Source organism: bacterium, assembly GCA_030530825.1.
Lineage (GTDB): Bacteria > Patescibacteriota > Saccharimonadia > Saccharimonadales > Saccharimonadaceae > Nanogingivalis.
On sequence record JAUMUF010000001.1, the window covers coordinates 1 to 18,089 of the forward strand.

General features: G+C 38.7%; 20 protein-coding genes, 1 tRNA gene and 1 pseudogene. 10 read left to right on the forward strand and 12 right to left on the reverse strand.

The window, feature by feature from the left end:
- Positions 1-845 (forward strand): hypothetical protein (locus Q4A21_00005; GenBank protein MDO4901937.1); only part of this gene is annotated, 845 nt, incomplete at its 5' end.
- A 415-nt stretch (positions 846-1,260) separates the two neighbouring features.
- Entirely contained in the window at positions 1,261-1,638 is a 378-nt protein-coding gene (locus Q4A21_00010; GenBank protein ID MDO4901938.1) for a hypothetical protein, read from the forward strand.
- 225 nt (positions 1,639-1,863) lie between these two features.
- Here the strand turns inward: Q4A21_00010 and Q4A21_00015 are convergent, their stop codons facing one another.
- On the reverse strand, positions 1,864-2,754 hold the full coding sequence (locus Q4A21_00015; protein MDO4901939.1) for an Rpn family recombination-promoting nuclease/putative transposase: 891 nt from the start codon (positions 2,752-2,754) through the stop codon (positions 1,864-1,866).
- 381 nt (positions 2,755-3,135) lie between these two features.
- Between Q4A21_00015 and Q4A21_00020 the strand changes: the two genes are divergently transcribed.
- Complete coding sequence (locus Q4A21_00020; protein ID MDO4901940.1) at positions 3,136-3,453, forward strand: hypothetical protein; 318 nt, start codon at positions 3,136-3,138, stop codon at positions 3,451-3,453.
- A 106-nt stretch (positions 3,454-3,559) separates the two neighbouring features.
- Here Q4A21_00020 and Q4A21_00025 read toward each other — a convergent pair whose 3' ends face one another.
- The 6 genes and pseudogenes from Q4A21_00025 to Q4A21_00050 form a co-directional block, all read right to left on the reverse strand.
- Positions 3,560-3,697 carry a hypothetical protein gene (locus tag Q4A21_00025; GenBank protein MDO4901941.1) on the reverse strand — a complete coding sequence of 46 codons (138 nt, stop codon included), beginning with the start codon at positions 3,695-3,697 and terminating at the stop codon, positions 3,560-3,562.
- A 19-nt stretch (positions 3,698-3,716) separates the two neighbouring features.
- On the reverse strand, positions 3,717-5,417 hold the full coding sequence (locus tag Q4A21_00030; GenBank protein ID MDO4901942.1) for a CFI-box-CTERM domain-containing protein: 1,701 nt from the start codon (positions 5,415-5,417) through the stop codon (positions 3,717-3,719).
- Between the two features lie 543 nt (positions 5,418-5,960).
- On the reverse strand, positions 5,961-6,347 hold the full coding sequence (locus Q4A21_00035) for a hypothetical protein (GenBank protein ID MDO4901943.1): 387 nt from the start codon (positions 6,345-6,347) through the stop codon (positions 5,961-5,963).
- Positions 6,348-6,556: 209 nt separating this feature from the next.
- A pseudogene (locus Q4A21_00040) lies at positions 6,557-7,168 on the reverse strand (recombinase family protein).
- Positions 7,169-7,483: 315 nt separating this feature from the next.
- On the reverse strand, positions 7,484-7,852 hold the full coding sequence (locus Q4A21_00045) for a hypothetical protein (GenBank protein ID MDO4901944.1): 369 nt from the start codon (positions 7,850-7,852) through the stop codon (positions 7,484-7,486).
- A 532-nt stretch (positions 7,853-8,384) separates the two neighbouring features.
- Positions 8,385-8,744 (reverse strand): hypothetical protein, encoded by a 360-nt coding sequence (locus Q4A21_00050; protein ID MDO4901945.1) that lies wholly within the window; start codon positions 8,742-8,744, stop codon positions 8,385-8,387.
- A 213-nt stretch (positions 8,745-8,957) separates the two neighbouring features.
- Between Q4A21_00050 and Q4A21_00055 the strand changes: the two genes are divergently transcribed.
- Entirely contained in the window at positions 8,958-9,362 is a 405-nt protein-coding gene (locus Q4A21_00055) for an HIT family protein (GenBank protein ID MDO4901946.1), read from the forward strand.
- Between the two features lie 114 nt (positions 9,363-9,476).
- On the opposite strand, the gene Q4A21_00060 is transcribed toward Q4A21_00055, so the two are convergent.
- Together Q4A21_00060 and Q4A21_00065 are read right to left on the reverse strand one after the other, a co-directional pair.
- Complete coding sequence (locus tag Q4A21_00060) at positions 9,477-9,767, reverse strand: hypothetical protein (protein ID MDO4901947.1); 291 nt, start codon at positions 9,765-9,767, stop codon at positions 9,477-9,479.
- Positions 9,768-9,862: 95 nt separating this feature from the next.
- Positions 9,863-10,342, reverse strand: a complete 480-nt coding sequence (locus Q4A21_00065; protein ID MDO4901948.1) for a hypothetical protein — start codon at positions 10,340-10,342, stop codon at positions 9,863-9,865.
- 55 nt (positions 10,343-10,397) lie between these two features.
- Here Q4A21_00065 and Q4A21_00070 point away from each other — a divergent pair, with 55 nt between their 5' ends.
- Together Q4A21_00070 and Q4A21_00075 are read left to right on the forward strand one after the other, a co-directional pair.
- The gene (locus Q4A21_00070) at positions 10,398-10,853 is read left to right on the forward strand and encodes a 23S rRNA (pseudouridine(1915)-N(3))-methyltransferase RlmH (protein MDO4901949.1); all 456 of its coding nucleotides are present in this window, start codon (positions 10,398-10,400) and stop codon (positions 10,851-10,853) included.
- Between the two features lie 181 nt (positions 10,854-11,034).
- On the forward strand, positions 11,035-12,576 hold the full coding sequence (locus tag Q4A21_00075) for a MucBP domain-containing protein (protein ID MDO4901950.1): 1,542 nt from the start codon (positions 11,035-11,037) through the stop codon (positions 12,574-12,576).
- Positions 12,577-12,648: 72 nt separating this feature from the next.
- Here Q4A21_00075 and Q4A21_00080 read toward each other — a convergent pair whose 3' ends face one another.
- A complete protein-coding gene (locus Q4A21_00080) occupies positions 12,649-12,930 on the reverse strand; it encodes a hypothetical protein (protein MDO4901951.1) in 282 nt (93 codons plus the stop codon).
- Positions 12,931-13,284: 354 nt separating this feature from the next.
- Here Q4A21_00080 and Q4A21_00085 point away from each other — a divergent pair, with 354 nt between their 5' ends.
- The 4 genes from Q4A21_00085 (at position 13,285) to Q4A21_00100 (ending at position 16,048) form a co-directional block, all read left to right on the forward strand.
- Positions 13,285-14,097: an ABC transporter ATP-binding protein gene (locus Q4A21_00085; protein MDO4901952.1), complete on the forward strand. Its 813-nt coding sequence runs from the start codon at positions 13,285-13,287 to the stop codon at positions 14,095-14,097.
- Between the two features lie 2 nt (positions 14,098-14,099).
- Entirely contained in the window at positions 14,100-15,323 is a 1,224-nt protein-coding gene (locus Q4A21_00090) for an ABC transporter permease (protein ID MDO4901953.1), read from the forward strand.
- Positions 15,324-15,395: 72 nt separating this feature from the next.
- On the forward strand, positions 15,396-15,860 hold the full coding sequence (locus tag Q4A21_00095) for a hypothetical protein (GenBank protein ID MDO4901954.1): 465 nt from the start codon (positions 15,396-15,398) through the stop codon (positions 15,858-15,860).
- A 95-nt stretch (positions 15,861-15,955) separates the two neighbouring features.
- Positions 15,956-16,048: transfer RNA gene (locus Q4A21_00100), tRNA-Ser, on the forward strand.
- Positions 16,049-16,083: 35 nt separating this feature from the next.
- Here Q4A21_00100 and Q4A21_00105 read toward each other — a convergent pair.
- Entirely contained in the window at positions 16,084-17,382 is a 1,299-nt protein-coding gene (locus Q4A21_00105) for a UDP-N-acetylmuramoyl-L-alanyl-D-glutamate--2,6-diaminopimelate ligase (protein MDO4901955.1), read from the reverse strand.
- Between the two features lie 119 nt (positions 17,383-17,501).
- Positions 17,502-17,978, reverse strand: coding sequence for a hypothetical protein (locus tag Q4A21_00110; GenBank protein ID MDO4901956.1), 477 nt, complete (start codon positions 17,976-17,978; stop codon positions 17,502-17,504).
- Positions 17,979-18,089 lie beyond the last annotated feature (111 nt).

Sequence of the window (18,089 nt, forward strand, 5' to 3'; positions counted from 1 at the left end):
GCCTCGACATGGTAGAAGCAGTTGAAGAACAAGGCTTTTCAGCCTATATTCAAGCTGTTGAAGCTGACCTTCGAAGCTTGAACTTCAGAAACAGCCACTTCAACTGCCTAAAATTACTTGACGCCACCCACCAGCTCCTCAAAGAATCCAGAAATCTCAATCAAGTGATTTACGCAGGGCTTCTTCAATCTTATACCAAACACTACACCGCCAGACCCTACCTCTTTTTGGCGGAGTGCTTTTACTATGCATTGGAATCTTGGCATAATAAAAAAGCCGACTATGTCAGCTTTGAGGTCAATTTTGAACAATCCCAACTGGTGGGTTTGGAGGCTTGGGGTGGTCTGCTTGATGAGGCTATGCTTGAAGAAGCCCTCTCTCCGCAATTTTTGGTAACCGTTCAAAAGATGAGCAAGAAAGAAGTGGGTATCTTCAAACGCTTGGCAGAGCTGGTCATTTACGATGAAGATGAGGAGTATTACCTTTACGCCCCCGTTTCTGACGCCGAAATCCAGCTCTACAAAGATTTTGGGATTGGCAACGCCGAGTTTTTACTTATGGAAGAATTTGGGCTAATCAATATGGGGTCACGAATTTTGAACTTGGTGGAGGTCAATAGCGAGCCAGCAGGCTTTCAAAACGACAACTTAGTCTTTTATTTCACTACCGACCAAGAGCCTTTTGATATTCAGTATCGAAGTTATAGCTTTACGAGCGTTGGGCTGAAGCTCTTGGATATTCTGGCGATTGAGACCAGTGACCAGTTTTTCTTGGAGTTGACGGAAATCTTCCAGCAACAGCATGAGAGGTTGGGGATTGCGTTTGGGGTGGAGGGAATTAAATAATCTCAGTTTATTTTTGTTCTTTACTCTTTTGTATTGACAAACGCTTTCATTCGTGGTATTATTTAATTAAAAGTAGTGGGTTGCGCTGCCTTACCACAACAACTCCACTTTATATCTTGTAGTTATAACCGCTACACAACTAACATTCATCAAATCCAAGTGGATTGGGCGTATTATCCATATACGCAAAAGACATCTGAATCTTGACTGAACGCTAGTTCGTGTAGTGGTTATTTAGGTCTTGTAGGGAGGAGGTAAAGAGACCTGTCGTCATATTGAGTGTTAAGCATTCAATCACACATTAAAGATTAACTTACAAATTTAGAAGGGATGTGCATTTTGTTGGCTCTATCAACTGCATCAACTTTAACTCGGAGGCTTAGACCTCCCTCGAATATTCATGGAGGAATAAATCATGAAAAAAACTATTTTGGAGCAAATTGCTGAATTTTTTAGCAAAAAATCTGATTATTCACATTTAACCCCACCAATAATAGTAAACTTACTTGCATTGGTGAACAATAGCTTTCGTTGGCGATTCGTTAGCAAAAGTAAAAAAGATAATAAAAACGAACAAATGTCAGACGGCGAAGAGTTTAGGCTCTCTTTGGATACAGATACAGTAAGAACATCCGTTGAGGTCAAAGGAGAAAAGATGTTGAAGTCTGTGAAGCCGTTTCTATCTGAGTTAACTAAGGTGTTGCCAGATATGGTAAGACCAAGAAAGGAAAAAAGTGAAGGTAAAGAAGAAGCTCCTCCAGAAAAGGAAGAGCAAGATAACCTTGATATATAAGGTTATAACCAAAATATAGAAACAGTTCCTGAACCTGAGAAATTTAGTGAACTGTTTTTATTTTGCGGTCACATCAGGAGTTTTTTCATCTGTAACCGTCTTCATTGTATCACTATCTGAATATTCTGTCAAGAGATATAAAAAATCCCACGGACTTCGTGGGACTTCAAGGTGCTTTGAGTGTTAGGGTGGATGGATTTAGACCCTAAATGTCAACAATTTTGGCTATACGCCAGAAGAGGTGAGAGATTCCTCAATTTCAAGAGCTTCTTCCAAAGTTATGCCAGTATTTTCTGCAACAACTTCTGGAGCAAGCCCAAGGTTTTTGATAAGGTTTCGAGCAGTTTCAAGAGCCTGTTTCTTTGCCCCTTGTCTTTCGGCTGTCTTCAACTCTCCAAAATGAGCAGAGACCTGTCTTTGCCAGTTTTCAAACATTTCTTTTTCCTCCTCAGACCATTTTTCCCTATCCAGTAAATCCTCGGCCTTTTTGATAACATCTGGAAGGTCAGAGCTAAACTCCTCATTCGCAAAAAATTCAAACCAAAAACGTTGTTTTGAAGTTAATTTTTCACTTTGGAATTTTTTTAGCTCCAAAATTGTCATTCGAAACGGTTCCCTCAGTAACTCTTCTTCGCCAAATGGTAAAATTAAAGTATCTTTGGTTTCCTCATCAGAAATGACAAACGAATGAATTGGGCGACTATCCACAAAATATTGGCTTTCGACCAGAGCGATGCTATAAATCGGTCGAATCTTGTCATACATATCGTGGGTTCGCTCAACTTTTTCTCTAACATTCGGCAAATCTTTGACCAAATGTTGGCAAGAATACGTCCAAAGTCGCTTAATGAAGCCGTCTTGCTGGGCAACTTGAATCTCAATAATAACTTGCGTGTTGTCATCAAGTTCAGCCAAAACATCAACCATAGTGCTAAAATGCTTACCTCGTTCAGCTCGCTCCTTGCGGAGGTCGCTCAAGGTGCCGTTAAGTATTTTAACAACTTTAGGTTTTAATCCTAAAAATGCCTCGATAAAATCTTTTGTGATTTCTGAGTCGTTAAATAGCTTTTTGGCGACGACATCAGCTGTTGGACTGGTTTGGTTTCTTTGACTCATTGAGGTGAGTTCTCCATTTCTAATTATAAATATAGAAAATTCACCTTGACCCTAACCAGCCAAGGTGATAAGCACCTTTTAAGCTGGTTAGAGCCTTTTATCTGAGTATTGTTAATCTACTCGGAATAATCCATCTGGCTATATTATAGCATAAAGTAAGCGTTTTTTCAAGAGTAGCGAGTTTTTCGAGACTCAAAAAGCCCTATTTCAAGGGCTTTTGGTGGGTTATGTTGGTTTAGTTTATGGTTGATTGTTATTGGTTTTCTGGACTGCTGGAGTGGGGGTATGTTATTGGATAGTCTAATGACTAACCCGCTACTGGGGAGGTACTTTAACCTATCTAGTAGCAGATGGGTTAGTTTATTGAAGAGAGGGAAACCTATGACTATTCCAATATCAACATACAGGAAGTTGGTAGATTTTATATCTCGCGACCATTTTGATAAAAAAATGCTTGCTATGAGAATGATAGCCTACTCATATCCTGATTCTGTTATTATAGAATATCTTGGTTCTGAAACGATATATAACACCATTTATATCGAGCATGAAAAAAAGATAGCCAATCTTACAGAGGAAATTCGGAAACAACTGAGAGATTCAAGAATGTTTACAGAAGAGTACTTTGATGGATATGAAGCTATAGCACAAGTATACGGTCTCTCTAGAGAGGATATAATTAATCTGGCAGAGGCATAGAAGAATTACACTCCTTTAAATATTAAGGGGTGTTTTATTTTGGTGTTATAAATTAAATACAAAAACCCACCTTGGAAGTAAGGTGGGTTTTTGCATAGAGGGGACTTTATCTTTCACTAAAAGAAATAGAATAACCTTTCATTGAACAATTAGGATTATTGCAAGCTTTAATAACCTTTCCTCTGGCTTCGTCATATTGCTGAACCATCAGCCAATCACCACATTTTGTACATCTTTCTGCCATTTTTGTAACCTTTCTATGTTTATTTTGTATAAGGACTATCTGAATAGCCTTGTTTTTTGAGTAGACCGATAAAAAAATCCAAAATTATTTTTGTAATTTTTTTAAATATTTTATTTTCTCCAAAACGAGCAACCATTTTAGGACTTATTTTGTAGTAAAGCCCAATAAATAATCTGCCTATAACACTTTTACGCAAGTAATAATCCCTAAACCTTCGTAAAGTCCATACAGATGGACAATCATATGAACCATATACAGACGTTGCGATATAACAACCATCTTTATTTTGGGTAGGCTCTATTTTGGTAGTGTTTATATTTTTGCTAGTGTTGTCAATTGCTACATCGTAGTAATCGAACAAATCTTTATGATAGGTGAATTTAAAGTATAGTTCAAAATTACTATATATAGCCAAGAGAGACCAGATGGAAACGATTAGGTCAAATTCTTCTGAGCTATAATCATTTTTCCAGAACGAATCTCCTAGCTCTAGTATTTTTAACAACTCTATGTTTAATTTCTCTGTTTTATCCCAATTATCTGAGGATAACTTAGCGTCCCAGAATAATGCTATCAACTGAAAAGTAAGCCCCACTTTCGAGATTGAATTATCTATATGGATTTTTTCGCCAAAGAAGAGTATCAAATCACCAAAGAATACCTCTCTTTGTGAACTTTCGCTACCGTATGAAGACACTATTTGAATAACTTGAGATTCATTAGAAGCTTTAACTATATCTTCGAAAATTTTTAGTTTAATCAGCATATCATTGCTAATTTCTGAAGAATAATAATGAAGATAAGATGAATATGGTTGCGAATAGTCCGGGAAAACTTCTTGTATTAAAAAACGATAATAATATTCATTAAAATAGTCTAAGTCTAGGCTTCCATAGTGCTCAAATACTAAATGAAGAACTGCATCATATTCATTGCGATAATCTTTTAGAAACTCTTTTGCTGCTAAGCCATTTGATGAGGGATTTAAATCTATTCTTTCTTTTCTGGTTTTTATCCAGGCATCATAAATAGCATCTATTTCCTCATCTGTTTTTTCTATTAATTCTATTGGCTTACCTTCTTTGTATAGTTCTAAGTCCCTACTTTCTAGCACTCTATCTCTGTCCGCTTCTCTAAGCGAATCAAACAAAGAACGATTTGTTTTTTTGGAATAATTTTCTTCAAAATCAGAATATACCGCCAATGCAGCCCAAATGCTAGGTATGACGTCGTAGTATGCTATTGAACCAACATCATCCGCCCAGTCAAACAACATTGAATATAAAGTTTTGAAATATTTTTCAGAAGTATTATTATCATGCTTAGGCGATAATACATCATTAATAAAACAGCAATATATTCTTAATGTTTCTGAGTATAGTTTAGGGGTATTATGTTCTTCGAAAATATGCTGAAGTTCTTCGAAAAATTTTTTTGATGTTGAGCTATCGTTGAGTTCTTTAAACTTGTACGATTTTTGCTCTGAATCTAATTCAATAAACTGAATCAATTCTTGTAATTTTTTAGTTAGGTCTTTCGAATTATTGAGTTGCTCAAAATGCACTTTATTGGCTCTCAAATATTCTTTGGCAAAAAAGCGAATTGATTGATAGGAGAGTAAGAAATTGATAGCCTCTGTCTTATTGCTGCTTATTCCGCCAGGATTCGAAAAACCTATATAATCCGATAAACAATTGACGCCATGAGTAACTAAAATCATTTTTTTGTCCTCGGTATTCTTTATATCGACTTAATAATACTTTAGATTATTAATTAAATCCTATTATGGCAGTTGCAACACTCTGAAGAACGATCGCTAGTTGGCTGACCGCAAATAGGGCACTCGATAGTTGCTGTAATAATAATTTTCATTTTACCACCATCCGGATTTCTTTTCACATCTACCAAAGGAAGTGCATCCGTGACTAGATAGATTGTAATAAATCGCTTCTTTACATGAATCGCATTTATTGCCACGTAAATCTTTTTCGCAAGCACAAGCCCATTCATTAAGATTTCCCATAATCAAAACCTTCGTTCACTTGATGTAGTGAACCCTTTCTCTATGTTTGTATTTTTATTTTAGTTGGATTTTCACCAACCACTTTTCTTTTGACAATCGCCCCAAGAAGTAGGGCACATATGAAACGAAAAATCATTTAAGATACTCGAACGACAGCTCTCGCATTTTTGCCCGTTTCGAGAACTATCTTTTTCGCAGGCACAAATCCACTCATTAAGGCTTCCCATATTAAACTCCTTCCTAGCTTTGAAGCATTTCTATGAGCTGTACTTCTTTATCTTTGCTTGCTCTTGGATTAGCTAAGCCGTCAACAGGCCAGAAAGATTTATGCCCCATAGTGATAATTAAGATACGGCAAAAATTCCCCATATCTTTTACGTAAACTTGCAAAGCCCAAACGTCATGTAGGGAATTATGTCTAAAATACCTTAGTCCGCCAAGAATACCTAGCTGACCTTCAATCAGAACCTCAATATCGGCTCTATCATCAAAAGCGCTCAAAACATCACCTTGAAGATTTTGTATGCTACCCTTATAAGTACTAGCAAACGCCCGTAAAATATCAGTAACTTGCTTTATAGGCTTAGCTACTTCAATTGAAACTTCTGTATGGACCTCTTTAACCATGCAGACCTCCTAATAATATTTTCTCTCAATCCCTGCTACAGGATTAGTGATATTCTATCTAACGAACGTTTTTTAGAAGTCTCAAGATAATATTTTTAGAAGCACTATATCAGTTGATTTTATTCAATTCGATTAGGTGCTTCTTTTTATTTTTAAGTATTCTATTTGACGTTCGTTTCTTAGAATATTTACACTTACATTTTACTCTTTTATCTCTTTATTTGCAAGTAATTTTGTGTTTTTTTTGATTTTAATGGAATTTTGTTGCGATGAAGCACATTATATACTGTTGCGACAGATATTTCAGTGACTGAAGCAATATTTTTGACTTTTACTTCATTTTGATACAGTAGAATGACTTCCTGCTCAATCTTACGGGAAATACCAGGATTCCCCAACTTAACGCCACGCTCTCTAGCTTTTCTTAAGCCATCTTTAGTTCGTGATTTTATAGCTTCAAGTTCCATTTCTGCGACATAACCCAACAATACGACCAGTAGTTTTCCAGTAAGCGACTTTGTGTCTATATTTTCTTGAATGCTTATCAGTTGAATATCTTTCTCAGAAAAATCTCTTAGTATATCTACAAGAGTAAACATTCTTCTAGTCAATCTATCTAGTCTATATACCACGATTGAAACTGACTTCCCTTGCCTCCTTAATCTTTTAGCTAGTCTTATGATTTGAAGTAGCTCCTTGCGGTTATCTTGACCACCAGATTCTTTCTCTGTAAAGAGAATATCACAGTTAGCCAAAGCCTCTTTTTGAACTTCTAAACCTAATAGCTGGCGATTGTCTGTGGAGCTAACACGGGCATAGCCGCTTTTAGCTTCTTACTTATATTCAAAACGTTCTCCTTATTTACTTTGATAGTGTAGCAGGAAAGTGGGAGTAATATAAGTGTAGAATATTTTTGAGAAAGGCTGGACTTTTTATCTAAGAGAGTTATTGTCAGAGCAAGTCACTTAACTTGAAAGGAGAAAAAGATGGAAAAACAACCCAAAGTGCCTTTTACAGGGCTTGAATTTAATGAAACTAAAGTGTCAAGGAGTAAGATTATCTAAGTGTTTTTTCAAGATGGACGGTGGCTTTAATAGATTATTCGAAATACTCCAGTTAATTTAGCTGGGATATAGTTATTCTTTCCATTCTTTTACGAAATATACTTCAGTTTGTAGGACTTTTAGCAAATTTTGGCAAAATTCCTTTTTGGTTTGACTTTCGATAACCGCTTGGAGCTTCGCCTTAAATTCCTCAATTGTGGCGTTAATTTCGTAGAGTTCGGTGTGTTTGGTAAATTGGTTAAAACTCGTTACTGCGTAGCCTATAACGCCGTTTTTAACGGTTAAACTGTCGATAAACGCTGGAAGGCTGATGACTGGTAAATACGCCCCAACTTCGTAAAACTCCCATTTAGGCATTTCTGGTATCAATCCCCAAAAAGTTTGTTGGCGGATTTCTTGGGCGAGTTTGGCTAAATCTTGTTTTATTTTATAGTCGTTCATACTTTCCTTATCTGTTAGGCTATTATTACTGGACAATGATAACTCTCTTCGCCAAGGAAGTCCAGTCTATTTTGATGTAATATTTACAATCTGAAAATAGCTTTCAAAATCAGACTTGAGAGAGCATCTCAATGCTAAAAATACGCTATACGGGCAGGAAACGGCTTTATCGGGCATGGATTATTGGAGGTGGTATATTTTGCGTGCTTCTTGAAATATTTAAGGTTTTGAGATTTTTTGGGGTAAATTTTGGTAGGTGATAATGCTTGTTTTAGCTTTAACTTTGGTGGGGTGAGTGAATGTTGCTACTGAAAGTGTATTGGCTCTTTATCTACTGATGACAAAGCTCACCTACCCCAAAATCTGGAAAAATCAGCCAATCCTCCCAAAAACACTCAAAGAAAGATAATAAGTCGCCTGACAAAACATCACAGAAACGGCGACACTTCGCCAACCAAATCTCACTCGAAGCGAATAGCGATGCGAATACAAAAAAGCAAGCAAAAACGGCTGATTTTACTCAACCGTTTGATTAGTTATTTTGTTTTGATATATCTACTGCCATGATTTTAGCAGTTTGCCTCAAGAGTTCTGAGATAATTCGCGACGAATCTTCATCTGTCCGTTTGCTGATTTGATTGAACAAATCTCGTGCTTCGGTTGAATTTTCGAGTTGGCAGGTATAACGCAGCATTCCATCTTCTCCAAGATTATGAGTTGCTTCAAAGGTGCCTGAGTTTATCAATTGGTTCCAATCCATGTCAAAATTTTGAAAATGACTCAACTCTACAATATCTCCAGCTTCAAGTTCGAGGTATGTTTGATGATAAATATCTTTCAGGTTTTCTAAACTCTTCAGCCCAGTAAATTGATGTTTTGGTTGCTTTTCCATAGATTTCTCCTTTCGAGTTAGGTTGTTGCTCTCAGAGGATAACTCTCTTAGGCGAAAGAGTCAAGGAGAAAGTGGGGAATTTTTGGATAAATTTTTGCGTCGGTTAGTTGAAGATAAAAAATCACGACGTATCCGTGATTTTAAAGAGGTTATAGGTGTTGGTTTTGTGGTGTGTGATTTGGACTGCTGGTCGGGTTGTGGTATAATAAAACTATGAATGACTCAATTTTCACCCGCATCATTAAAGGCGAAATCCCTTGCCATAAAGTCTACGAGGACGAAGTAGTCTTTGCGATGCTCGACATCGATCCGCTGGCGGACGGGCATACTTTGCTCTTCCCTAAAAAACAAGTTGACTTGCTTTGGGATTTGGATGAAGAAACTTATGCACATTTGTTCGAAGTAGCAAAGAAATTATCCAAAACTCTCCAGCAGACTTTTGAGCCAAAGCGCGTGGGCTTGGTTGTTGAGGGTTTTGGTGTTCCACATGCACACCTTCACCTTGTTCCGCTTTACGACAACGACGTGCTTCAACTTCATCACGGCTACCCCGTCCGCAAATCGCCCGAGCAACTCGCCGAGATCGCCCTTTCAATCTCGAAAAATAAAACTATTTAGCGTAAATTTTAAATACTTTAAAAATGCTTGAAATCCCCGTTCGAATGCGGGGATTTTGTTTTTCGAAAAAAGAGAAAACCCCTCGAAACGAATTTCGAAGGGTTTGGTGTGGGGTTAGGAGATTTTTACATTCCTGTGACCCCATTTTGCTATAAAAGATTTGACGTAACTTTCACCATAACTAATCACTTCTTTTGTAATTAACCATGAGAGAAAAGTTCCTTCATAATGGATGCTTTCTGTGTACGATTCAATGTGTTCATTGAAACGATTGCAGAAGCGCTCCAAGGCTTCCCTGGTATTTGCTAATACGCCAGAGATTCGACGCTCCTTACCGCCATAATTGTAATATACGCCCCAACCAGATTCTGATTGTTTGATGTGGTAGTTGCGAATTTGACTCATACGATTCACCTCTTTGCTGTGGCTCGATTTTCGAGTTGCTCCAATCAGCGTGAATATATTTACATTATGACATTATTTTTTAAATAAGTCAACCCCTATTCGACAAAACAACCGCGATAAACTTGTTTTTCGTCAGAGATTACTTCGTAAATTGCTGATTTTTCGTCTTCAGAAAACGCCATTTTGACCGTGTCAATCGACGCGTGGTAGTCGTTTTTCTTGCCAAAATCAAGCGACATTTGCCATTTGAGTGGTTTTTCTTTGAGCGAATCCGTCCGATTACCCTTGCTTGAATACAAATTTTTAGCCGTAAAAATCACCTCTGTTTTGTCGGATTTTTCGTCAAAATTGGCAAGCTCGTAAGTTCCCCAAACATCAAACGGAAGAATCATCATCTTAAAAGTTCCGTCCGCGTTGAGCGTAAAAGTCTTCTCGGTCACGCCGCCCACGCGACAGTTGATAATCCGCCCCAAAATATCGTTTTCCCAGTTGGCTTTCTTCGAATTTAGATAAAAAATCGGCGCACCAACCAGAAAAATTGCTATCAAAATAACCCCAAAAATTTTCTTCTTCATTAAAATATTTTAACATAAACATAAAAATCGGGCAAATTTGTGCTAAAATATTGTTATGAAACTAACTGTTATATCTGTTGGGAAGAAGCATAATAAGTTGCTTGCGGGCGCGATTGCGGATTTTGAAAAGCGGTTGCGTGCGCCGTTTAATTTTGAGTGGCGGTTTTTGACGAGTTCGATTTTTGAAGGAGAAAAAGCGCGCATTGAAGAAAGTGAACGGCTAGAAAAACTCCTTTCGAACGATGATTTTGTGATTTTGCTAGATGAGCGTGGGCGGAATTTTTCAAGTCCAGAGTTGGCTGAAATTTTAACTCATAATTTATCGCAGAAAAATGTTAAGATTGTTATTGGTGGTGCGTTTGGCGTTTCTGATAACTTTCGAAGCCGTGCCAATCTGGTGTGGAGCCTTTCGAAGTTGGTTTTTCCACATCAAATTGTCCGCCTCGTCCTTGCCGAGCAAATCTACCGCGCGCAAGAAATTTCCAGAGGCGGAAAATATCACCATGAGTAAAATAAAAATCCCAAGAAAAAGCTTGACTTTAAATATTTAAGTGTGATATTATAGACATAAGCATTGTAAAAGGTGAAATTCGAAACAAGATATAAGTGCAAAAATAACAAATAAATTCGAAACTCCACAAAACCTAAAGCAATCATAAAAGAAATTATTATTAAAAAAGGAGATGAAAACAATGAAAGTAAAAAATACCAATTTTAAAGTTGCGGTTTTTGCCGTAGCTACTGTTTCTCTTGGGGCGGCTTCTTCTGTAAATTTTATGCAAAATATTTACCTACAGAGCAATAATCAGGATATCAGCGTCTATGCTGCGGAAGGTCGTAAAATAGCTATCAATAGTGCTACCGGCACGATTGAAAGTAAAGATATTCAGGTTTCGTCTCATCATGTTGATGCTCTCAATCTCTCGATTAGGCTTGCGGATGCCAATATTCAAGCTGGTGATTATATTGAGATTAAGTTTAATAATATAAATGCTTCGAGTGAGACTTTCGATAATCGAGAAATTCGAATTAATGACGAAATAATTGGCTCTCTTAAATTTGCTGGAGGTCATGCACTTGGTGGGGGTGTGGGTTTTGATGATTTGCCATTAGGCGCTGGTACTCTGAGCTATACATATAATCTGGTTTTCAATGAAAATATGGCAAAATATAAGGATAGGAATATAGAGATTTCCTCGGAAAACCTCCTATCTTGGCAGGCTAAAACTACTAAAGATTACGAACTAATACAATCGGTTGTGGTCGCAGATAATCTGGTTGCAAGTAAGAAGATTCAGATTAAGGCGGTTATCCCAACTCCTCCAAGTTATCCATATGTATCGTTTGATCGGGTGTGGCTGAGTACTGACGATGGTGAAACGATCAAGACAAACGGTATTGTAGTTAATATTACCCAACAATATAGACATCCGGAAAATAGACTTCGTGCAGGTGATATTGTTGAATATAATATTCCTAGTAACTTTGGTGTAGCTTTTGATGAAGAAGTCGGTAGAGAGATTCGCTATTCTGAGCCTATGAACACATATTCTGAGTTTGATAAAATTAATCCTCAGGGTGTTATTAGTAACAATCAAAAACCTACTATCACTAAAGTCATTGAAGCTTCACCGCATCGGGTTAAGGTTCAGATTATTGAAATTGAAGGTGATGCTTACGAGGGTCTTTCTACACTTAGATCTAAAATACTTGACACTTCACCTAAAACTATAAATTATAATGAGTCTAAACTTGTTGAAGCAATGGGCGTCACTCGGGTTATTCGAGAAGGTCAAGAAATCCATAAAGATGAGAGGAATATTTTTGGGCAAATTACTGGCGCTAAAATGAAATCATATGGCCAAATTCGAAAACGAGGTTCGGTTATTCGACAGATTATTGACGAGAATGGTAATAAAATAGAAGGGTTGGAGTCTGATAAGCTCATTCTTGAGCGAGTTCAGGAGGGGACTGCTTATCATGTTGAAGCTCCACAGATTGAAGGTTATGTTTTTAAGCGTCTTGCTGTAGATTCTTCTGAGCAGAAAGGTGTTGTAGAAGAAGGTGTTAAAAATGTTATTCTTGTCTATGGTAGGCCTAACATTCAAAAAGAAGAAAATAAATCTGAAGAAATCCAAGCTCCAAACACTGGATTTTCTGGTGGAATTTCTGCCCTTGCCCTTTCAACACTCAGCTTGCTTGGTACTGCCACATTATTAGTTCGCAAGCGATAAAATCAAAACCGCGCAATAATCCTCGCGCGGTTTATTTTAGTAAAAATACCCCGCTTGATGCGGGGCGTGAGGTTATAATTCCCTTAAAATTCCGATGATCTGTATACTTAACGGGCCTATCTTTAATATAGCAATATCCTCAGTTTCTATATTTCTTTCTAAAATATATTTCTCGGGGAATTTGGCGGTGAATACTTCACCATCGGGTAACTTATAAGTAACAGTAGCTTTTCCCCAACCAATCTGAATATCCAAGATTTTGGCGGGAAGCTCTACTGGCTTGAAGATCTTTTGCACTAATTTACAAACTATCACGCCAGAGAAAAACAAGGCAATTTTGCCTAAAGTATCCATTTTCGCCCTCCTTATTCTGAAATCCTGTGCGCGTACTCTTGCTCTTCTTTGCTTTGAGCGGAGAGTTTGATCAGCGCCACAAAAGCGCAGACAATGAGAAAAGTTAAGATGAAGATTATCATAAAAACAAAACCTCTTTTCTAAAAATACAAGTTCGAAATTAAAGATTTTTTCGAACCAAATCCAAGATTATTTTAGCATATTTTGATTGAAAAGTCAAATAATTTATCCGTGAAAGATTTGATTTTCGAATTTTCCGCAGGGATCTCCCGAGGACTTTTCGAAAATCAAGATCTAAGCGGATTTTGTCATTTTTATCTTTAATTTCTATCAAAAATCGTGTAAAATAGAATTATGGCGAAGACTGAAAAAGAAATCTTGAAATTAAGAAATTTGAAAAAGCGATTTGGCGTGGGTGATGCGGAGAATTTTGCGCTAAATGGCGTTGATTTGAGTGTTAAAAAAGGCGAATTTATCATTATTATGGGACCGAGTGGTTGTGGAAAGACCACCCTGCTTAACATCATTGGCCTCCTTGATCGCGCAACAACTGGCGACTATATTCTTGATGGGCGAAATGTGGCGCGGATGAGCCGTCGGCAGCATTCACAAATTCGAAGCAATAAAATCGGCTTTATTTTTCAGAACTTCAATCTTATTCCGCGTCTAACTGTGATTGAAAATGTGGCTTTGCCGCTTGTTTATAAGGGTGTCGGTAAAACAACTCGACTTGAAACCGCCAGCAGAATTTTGAAGAATTTCCATCTCAATGAGCGAGAATATTATATGCCTTGGCAACTCAGTGGCGGGCAAACTCAGCGTGTAGCGATTGCGCGAGCGCTGGTTAATGAGCCTTCGATCATTCTCGCCGATGAGCCAACTGGTAATCTGGACAGTAAATCTTCGCACATTATTATGGAAGAACTTTCAGAGATTCACAAAAAAGGCAACACCATCATTATGGTCACGCACAACCCTGAACTGGTGGCTTACGCAACTCGAATTATCACGATGTTTGATGGTAAAATCGACACTGATGAGCAGATTTCTTCTAAGAAGAACTCTAAAAAATCTTCGAAAAGTGTTGAAGAAACCGAGCGAACTTTAGAAAAAATTGAAAAAGTCACAGAAAAACTGGACGAAATTAAAGAAGAATTAGGAGTTTAATTATGCGAATTTTCAAAACTCACATCGAAAATGCTCTCGAAAGCCTAAACGCCAACCGCATGCGGACATTTTTGACGATGCTTGGCGTAATGATTGGAATTGCCAGCATTACGGCGATTTTCTCTTTGAGCGGCGGAGTTTCGAGTCTGATTTCGAGCCAAGTTGAGAGCGAAGGGGCGATGGTTGTGGTGCGGCCTAAGGACTTGTCAGCAACAAACAAGAATCTGCTTTCCACGCTGACTTCTTCGCAAAATTTTGTGAAAAGTTCTTTGACGGAAAAAGATGTTGAGATTGTATCCAAAACTGAAAAAGTGATCTCCAGCGCCCCGCTCGCAGTTTTTACTGCTGAAATCACAGCAGAAGGAAAGTCTCATCGTGCGGATATTTTGGCCACAACGCCAAGTTTGGAGGAGACGATTTCTCTCAAACTTCGAGATGGGCAATTTATTGCTGAGCCATCCAATACGCAAAATGTGGTGGTTGGTCATCATTTGGCGGTGAATATTTTTGGAACACCAGATGTTATTGGGCAGAATTTAACCATTAAGGGGCAAAAGTTCTTGATTATTGGCGTTCTCGAAAAGCAAAAATCGGCGATAAATTTCTCCAATGTGGATTTTGATAATGTGGCTGTGGTGAGTTTTTCGCACGGTAAAACTTTGACTTCTAATAATCTTCAGATTCAGCAAATCAACGCCAAGGCGGAAAGTGCCAATGCGCTTGGTGGTATTTCGAAAAAGATTTCGGCCCAAATTGGTAAGAGTCACGCTGGTGAGCAGGACTTTGAGGTGATGAGCGGCAAAAATATCTCGCACCCTTCGCACAAGATTTTTGAGACTGGTGCTTCTGTTTTGGCGCTGGTGGCGGGGATCTCTCTAGTGGTCGGTGGAATTGGCATCATGAATATTATGCTGGTTAATGTGAGCGAGCGTACTCGAGAAATTGGCATCCGTAAAGCATTGGGCGCTAACAATCGGCATATTTTGTTTCAATTCTTGACTGAATCGATGATAATTTCTGTCGGTGGCGGTATTTTTGGCTTTGTAGCGGGCTGGATGTTCTCTCTTGGGCTGAGCGCTGTTTTGCCATTCAAGCCGGCGATCTCTTTGCCTGTGGCGCTGATGATTGGTGCGATTTCTGTTGGTGTGGGTGTTATCTTTGGCATTTACCCTGCATTCCGCGCCTCTCGAAAAGACCCGATCGAGTCGCTTCGACATTATAATTAAAATCTATTGATTTTGCTTGTGCTTTATGATAAAATATTTTTAGATAATTTATAATTTCAAAAAGGTGGGAAAATGGATTTTAATTTAGATTCTATTCAAAAACAGCCAGTTAGCGACGACCCAGAACTCGCAAAGGCTTTGGCTGGACTTAACGGTGAAGAAGGTGGCGAAGAGTCTCTTCAATTTGAGGGTCTTGAACCAGCGGCTGAGGCTACTCCAGCGGTAGAAACCGAGGCGGCTGCTCCAGTAGTTGCCCCTGTTCAGGATGATGTGGCTCAGGTGATTGCGACAGATGGATCTTTGGATGAAATCAAAGTTCATGCGCTTCAAGATCTTCGTCCTTTGATGGAGAAATTGGATGTTTCTGCAGAGGAGAAGTTTAATATTTACTTGTTGCTTCTTCGCTCTTCGGATGATAAAACTTTGATTGAGCCAGCGTATGCGGCTGCTCGAAATATCGAAGATGAGACTAAGCGAGCCAATGCGCTTCTTGATGTGATTAAAGAAATTGACTACTTGAACGCTAAAACTGCATAATTATATCCGCCCCTGTTGTATGACTCTGGGGCGGATTTATTTTTTAAAAATCTGCGGTTGAAATTGGGCGGAAAATTTGATAAAATAGAAACATTGGAGGATTACCCAAGTGGCTGAAGGGGACGGTTTGCTAAATCGTTAGTCTAGGGAGACCTGGAGCGGGAGTTCGAATCTCCCATCCTCCGCCATAAAAATAGACCGATTTTCGGTCTATTTTTATTATTTAAGATTTAATCTCTTTGGATATTTCCTGTACGACTTGCGTATCGTTCCATTCGACTTTTTCACCGTTGATGACGCGATAAACTTCATGTCCCAGCCCTGTGATAAGTACAATATCACCTTTGCCGGCGATTTGAAGCGCTTTTTTGATTGCTTCTCGACGGTTGGCGATTTCTTGGACTTTGGCTGGCAGGTTTTTACCCATTCCCTCTTTAATTTCTCGCCGAATTTGCTCGGCATCTTCGGTATAATTTTCTTCATCGGTTAGAATGATGCGGTCGGCAAGTCGGACGGATATTTCACCCATAATTGGGCGCTTCTTGCGGTCACGGTCACCACAGGCACCAAAAACCAAAATCACGCGATTTTTAGAAATAGATTTGGCTGTGTCGAGGACCTTTTCAAGGCCGTCTGGCGTGTGAGCGTAGTCAACGATCACATCAAAAGGCAAGCCTTCTACCGCCCTTTCGAATCTGCCCGAGATGGCTTCGAGATTGGCCACGCCCTCTTGAATTTCCTCCGGCTGAATGCCCAAGAGCCACGCAGCAGCAATAGCCGCGGTCATATTATACACATTGAATTTGCCCGGCAAATTGGTCGCCGCTTCAATTTTAACAGTAGTGTCCAAGGTGATTTCTGCTTCGCTACCCTTTTTGTAAAGTTTAACCTTTTGGATTTTAGCGTCAGCCATATCGCTAGTGCCATAAGTGATTTTGGCATCAGCCGCCTCGAATTTATTAAAATAGTCGAAGTATTTGTCATCGGTATTTAGCACAATGAATTTTGGATTGCTTTCAAAAAGTTTTGCTTTGGCGGCGGCGTAATTATCCATCGTTTTGTGGTAGTCAAGATGGTCCTGTGTGAGATTGGTCATAATCGCCATTTCAAAGTCGACGCCCGTAAATTTATGCTGGTCAAGCGCGTGAGAAGTTGCCTCCACTAGAGCGAATTCCACATCCGCGTTTACAGCGTCGCGGAAGAATTTCTGTAGCCTACCGACCGTTGCAGTGGTTGAGTTGGTGTCGTTGACGCGCATTTCTCCTGCGATTTCTATATTTGCGGTCGAAAACATCGCTGTTTTATAGCCCGCCTCTTTCAAAATTTCGTTCAAAAAGTTGATCGTGGTCGTCTTGCCATTGGTTCCAGTGGCGGCAATTACCCGCAACTTTTTCGAAGGATTGCCGTTGATGCTCGAAACAACCTTTGCTCTCCCTCGTCGATATTTTTCTTCCAAGAGATTAACCGTTCCGCCTGGAAGCGATTTTCGAACGGCCTTTGCCAATTTATTCTTAATGCTCATAGTTAAATTATACTCTCTTTTGTGCAAAAATTCAATTTTATAAAAAAGAAGTTTCAGAATACGAAAGAAAATTAGTAGCAAAACCCACCGTATATATTGGTGGGTTTAAGGTTGTTCGGCTAAAGAATTTCGTAAAAATTTTTGAGATTTTTACGAAGTGCCTTAACCTCTGAGTATGTAGAAAGAGTTAAAAATCTCTCTATATTGCCGTTGGAGATTTTGTAGCGGTTGAAGCCACACCTTTCAATGTTGAATTTGCGGCGCTTGAGGAATTTTTCTAATGAAATCATAGATTCCCTAGCGGAAGCTCCGTGAGGTAAAACCAGATAAATCTCTGGGTTTGCCGCGTAGCCGTCTTCTTGTATCCAAAATATCCACTCGAGATAGTTGAATCTGATCGCCTTAGCCACCTGATAGCTTGTAGCGTAAGGTGGAATCTCATCATCCATAGCCTTAAGAATCAATTGACCCGCCTTATCCGCAGTTTCAACGGAAAAAGCTTTGGGGTCGCGCAGGAATTCATCAAAGGATTTTTTGATAGCCTCCTTGACAGAATGTAAGATTTCCCTAATATTGATATTTTCGAAAACTCTCATTAGTTTTCACCTCTTTCTAAAATTTTGAGCACAATGCTCAACTTTTCTCGAAACGAGAAACTAACTATATTTTAGCATAATTATCAAGAAATGTCAATACTAGGCGGGTAT

Coding starts and splice junctions, on each gene's coding strand:
- Q4A21_00010 (MDO4901938.1), top strand. CDS start 1,261: ATGAAAAAAACTATTTTGGAGCAAATTGCTGAATTTTTTAGCAAAAAA.
- Q4A21_00015 (MDO4901939.1), bottom strand. CDS start 2,754: ATGAGTCAAAGAAACCAAACCAGTCCAACAGCTGATGTCGTCGCCAAA.
- Q4A21_00020 (MDO4901940.1), top strand. CDS start 3,136: ATGACTATTCCAATATCAACATACAGGAAGTTGGTAGATTTTATATCT.
- Q4A21_00025 (MDO4901941.1), bottom strand. CDS start 3,697: ATGGCAGAAAGATGTACAAAATGTGGTGATTGGCTGATGGTTCAGCAA.
- Q4A21_00030 (MDO4901942.1), bottom strand. CDS start 5,417: ATGATTTTAGTTACTCATGGCGTCAATTGTTTATCGGATTATATAGGT.
- Q4A21_00035 (MDO4901943.1), bottom strand. CDS start 6,347: ATGGTTAAAGAGGTCCATACAGAAGTTTCAATTGAAGTAGCTAAGCCT.
- Q4A21_00045 (MDO4901944.1), bottom strand. CDS start 7,852: ATGAACGACTATAAAATAAAACAAGATTTAGCCAAACTCGCCCAAGAA.
- Q4A21_00050 (MDO4901945.1), bottom strand. CDS start 8,744: ATGGAAAAGCAACCAAAACATCAATTTACTGGGCTGAAGAGTTTAGAA.
- Q4A21_00055 (MDO4901946.1), top strand. CDS start 8,958: ATGAATGACTCAATTTTCACCCGCATCATTAAAGGCGAAATCCCTTGC.
- Q4A21_00060 (MDO4901947.1), bottom strand. CDS start 9,767: ATGAGTCAAATTCGCAACTACCACATCAAACAATCAGAATCTGGTTGG.
- Q4A21_00065 (MDO4901948.1), bottom strand. CDS start 10,342: ATGAAGAAGAAAATTTTTGGGGTTATTTTGATAGCAATTTTTCTGGTT.
- Q4A21_00070 (MDO4901949.1), top strand. CDS start 10,398: ATGAAACTAACTGTTATATCTGTTGGGAAGAAGCATAATAAGTTGCTT.
- Q4A21_00075 (MDO4901950.1), top strand. CDS start 11,035: ATGAAAGTAAAAAATACCAATTTTAAAGTTGCGGTTTTTGCCGTAGCT.
- Q4A21_00080 (MDO4901951.1), bottom strand. CDS start 12,930: ATGGATACTTTAGGCAAAATTGCCTTGTTTTTCTCTGGCGTGATAGTT.
- Q4A21_00085 (MDO4901952.1), top strand. CDS start 13,285: ATGGCGAAGACTGAAAAAGAAATCTTGAAATTAAGAAATTTGAAAAAG.
- Q4A21_00090 (MDO4901953.1), top strand. CDS start 14,100: ATGCGAATTTTCAAAACTCACATCGAAAATGCTCTCGAAAGCCTAAAC.
- Q4A21_00095 (MDO4901954.1), top strand. CDS start 15,396: ATGGATTTTAATTTAGATTCTATTCAAAAACAGCCAGTTAGCGACGAC.
- Q4A21_00105 (MDO4901955.1), bottom strand. CDS start 17,382: ATGAGCATTAAGAATAAATTGGCAAAGGCCGTTCGAAAATCGCTTCCA.
- Q4A21_00110 (MDO4901956.1), bottom strand. CDS start 17,978: ATGAGAGTTTTCGAAAATATCAATATTAGGGAAATCTTACATTCTGTC.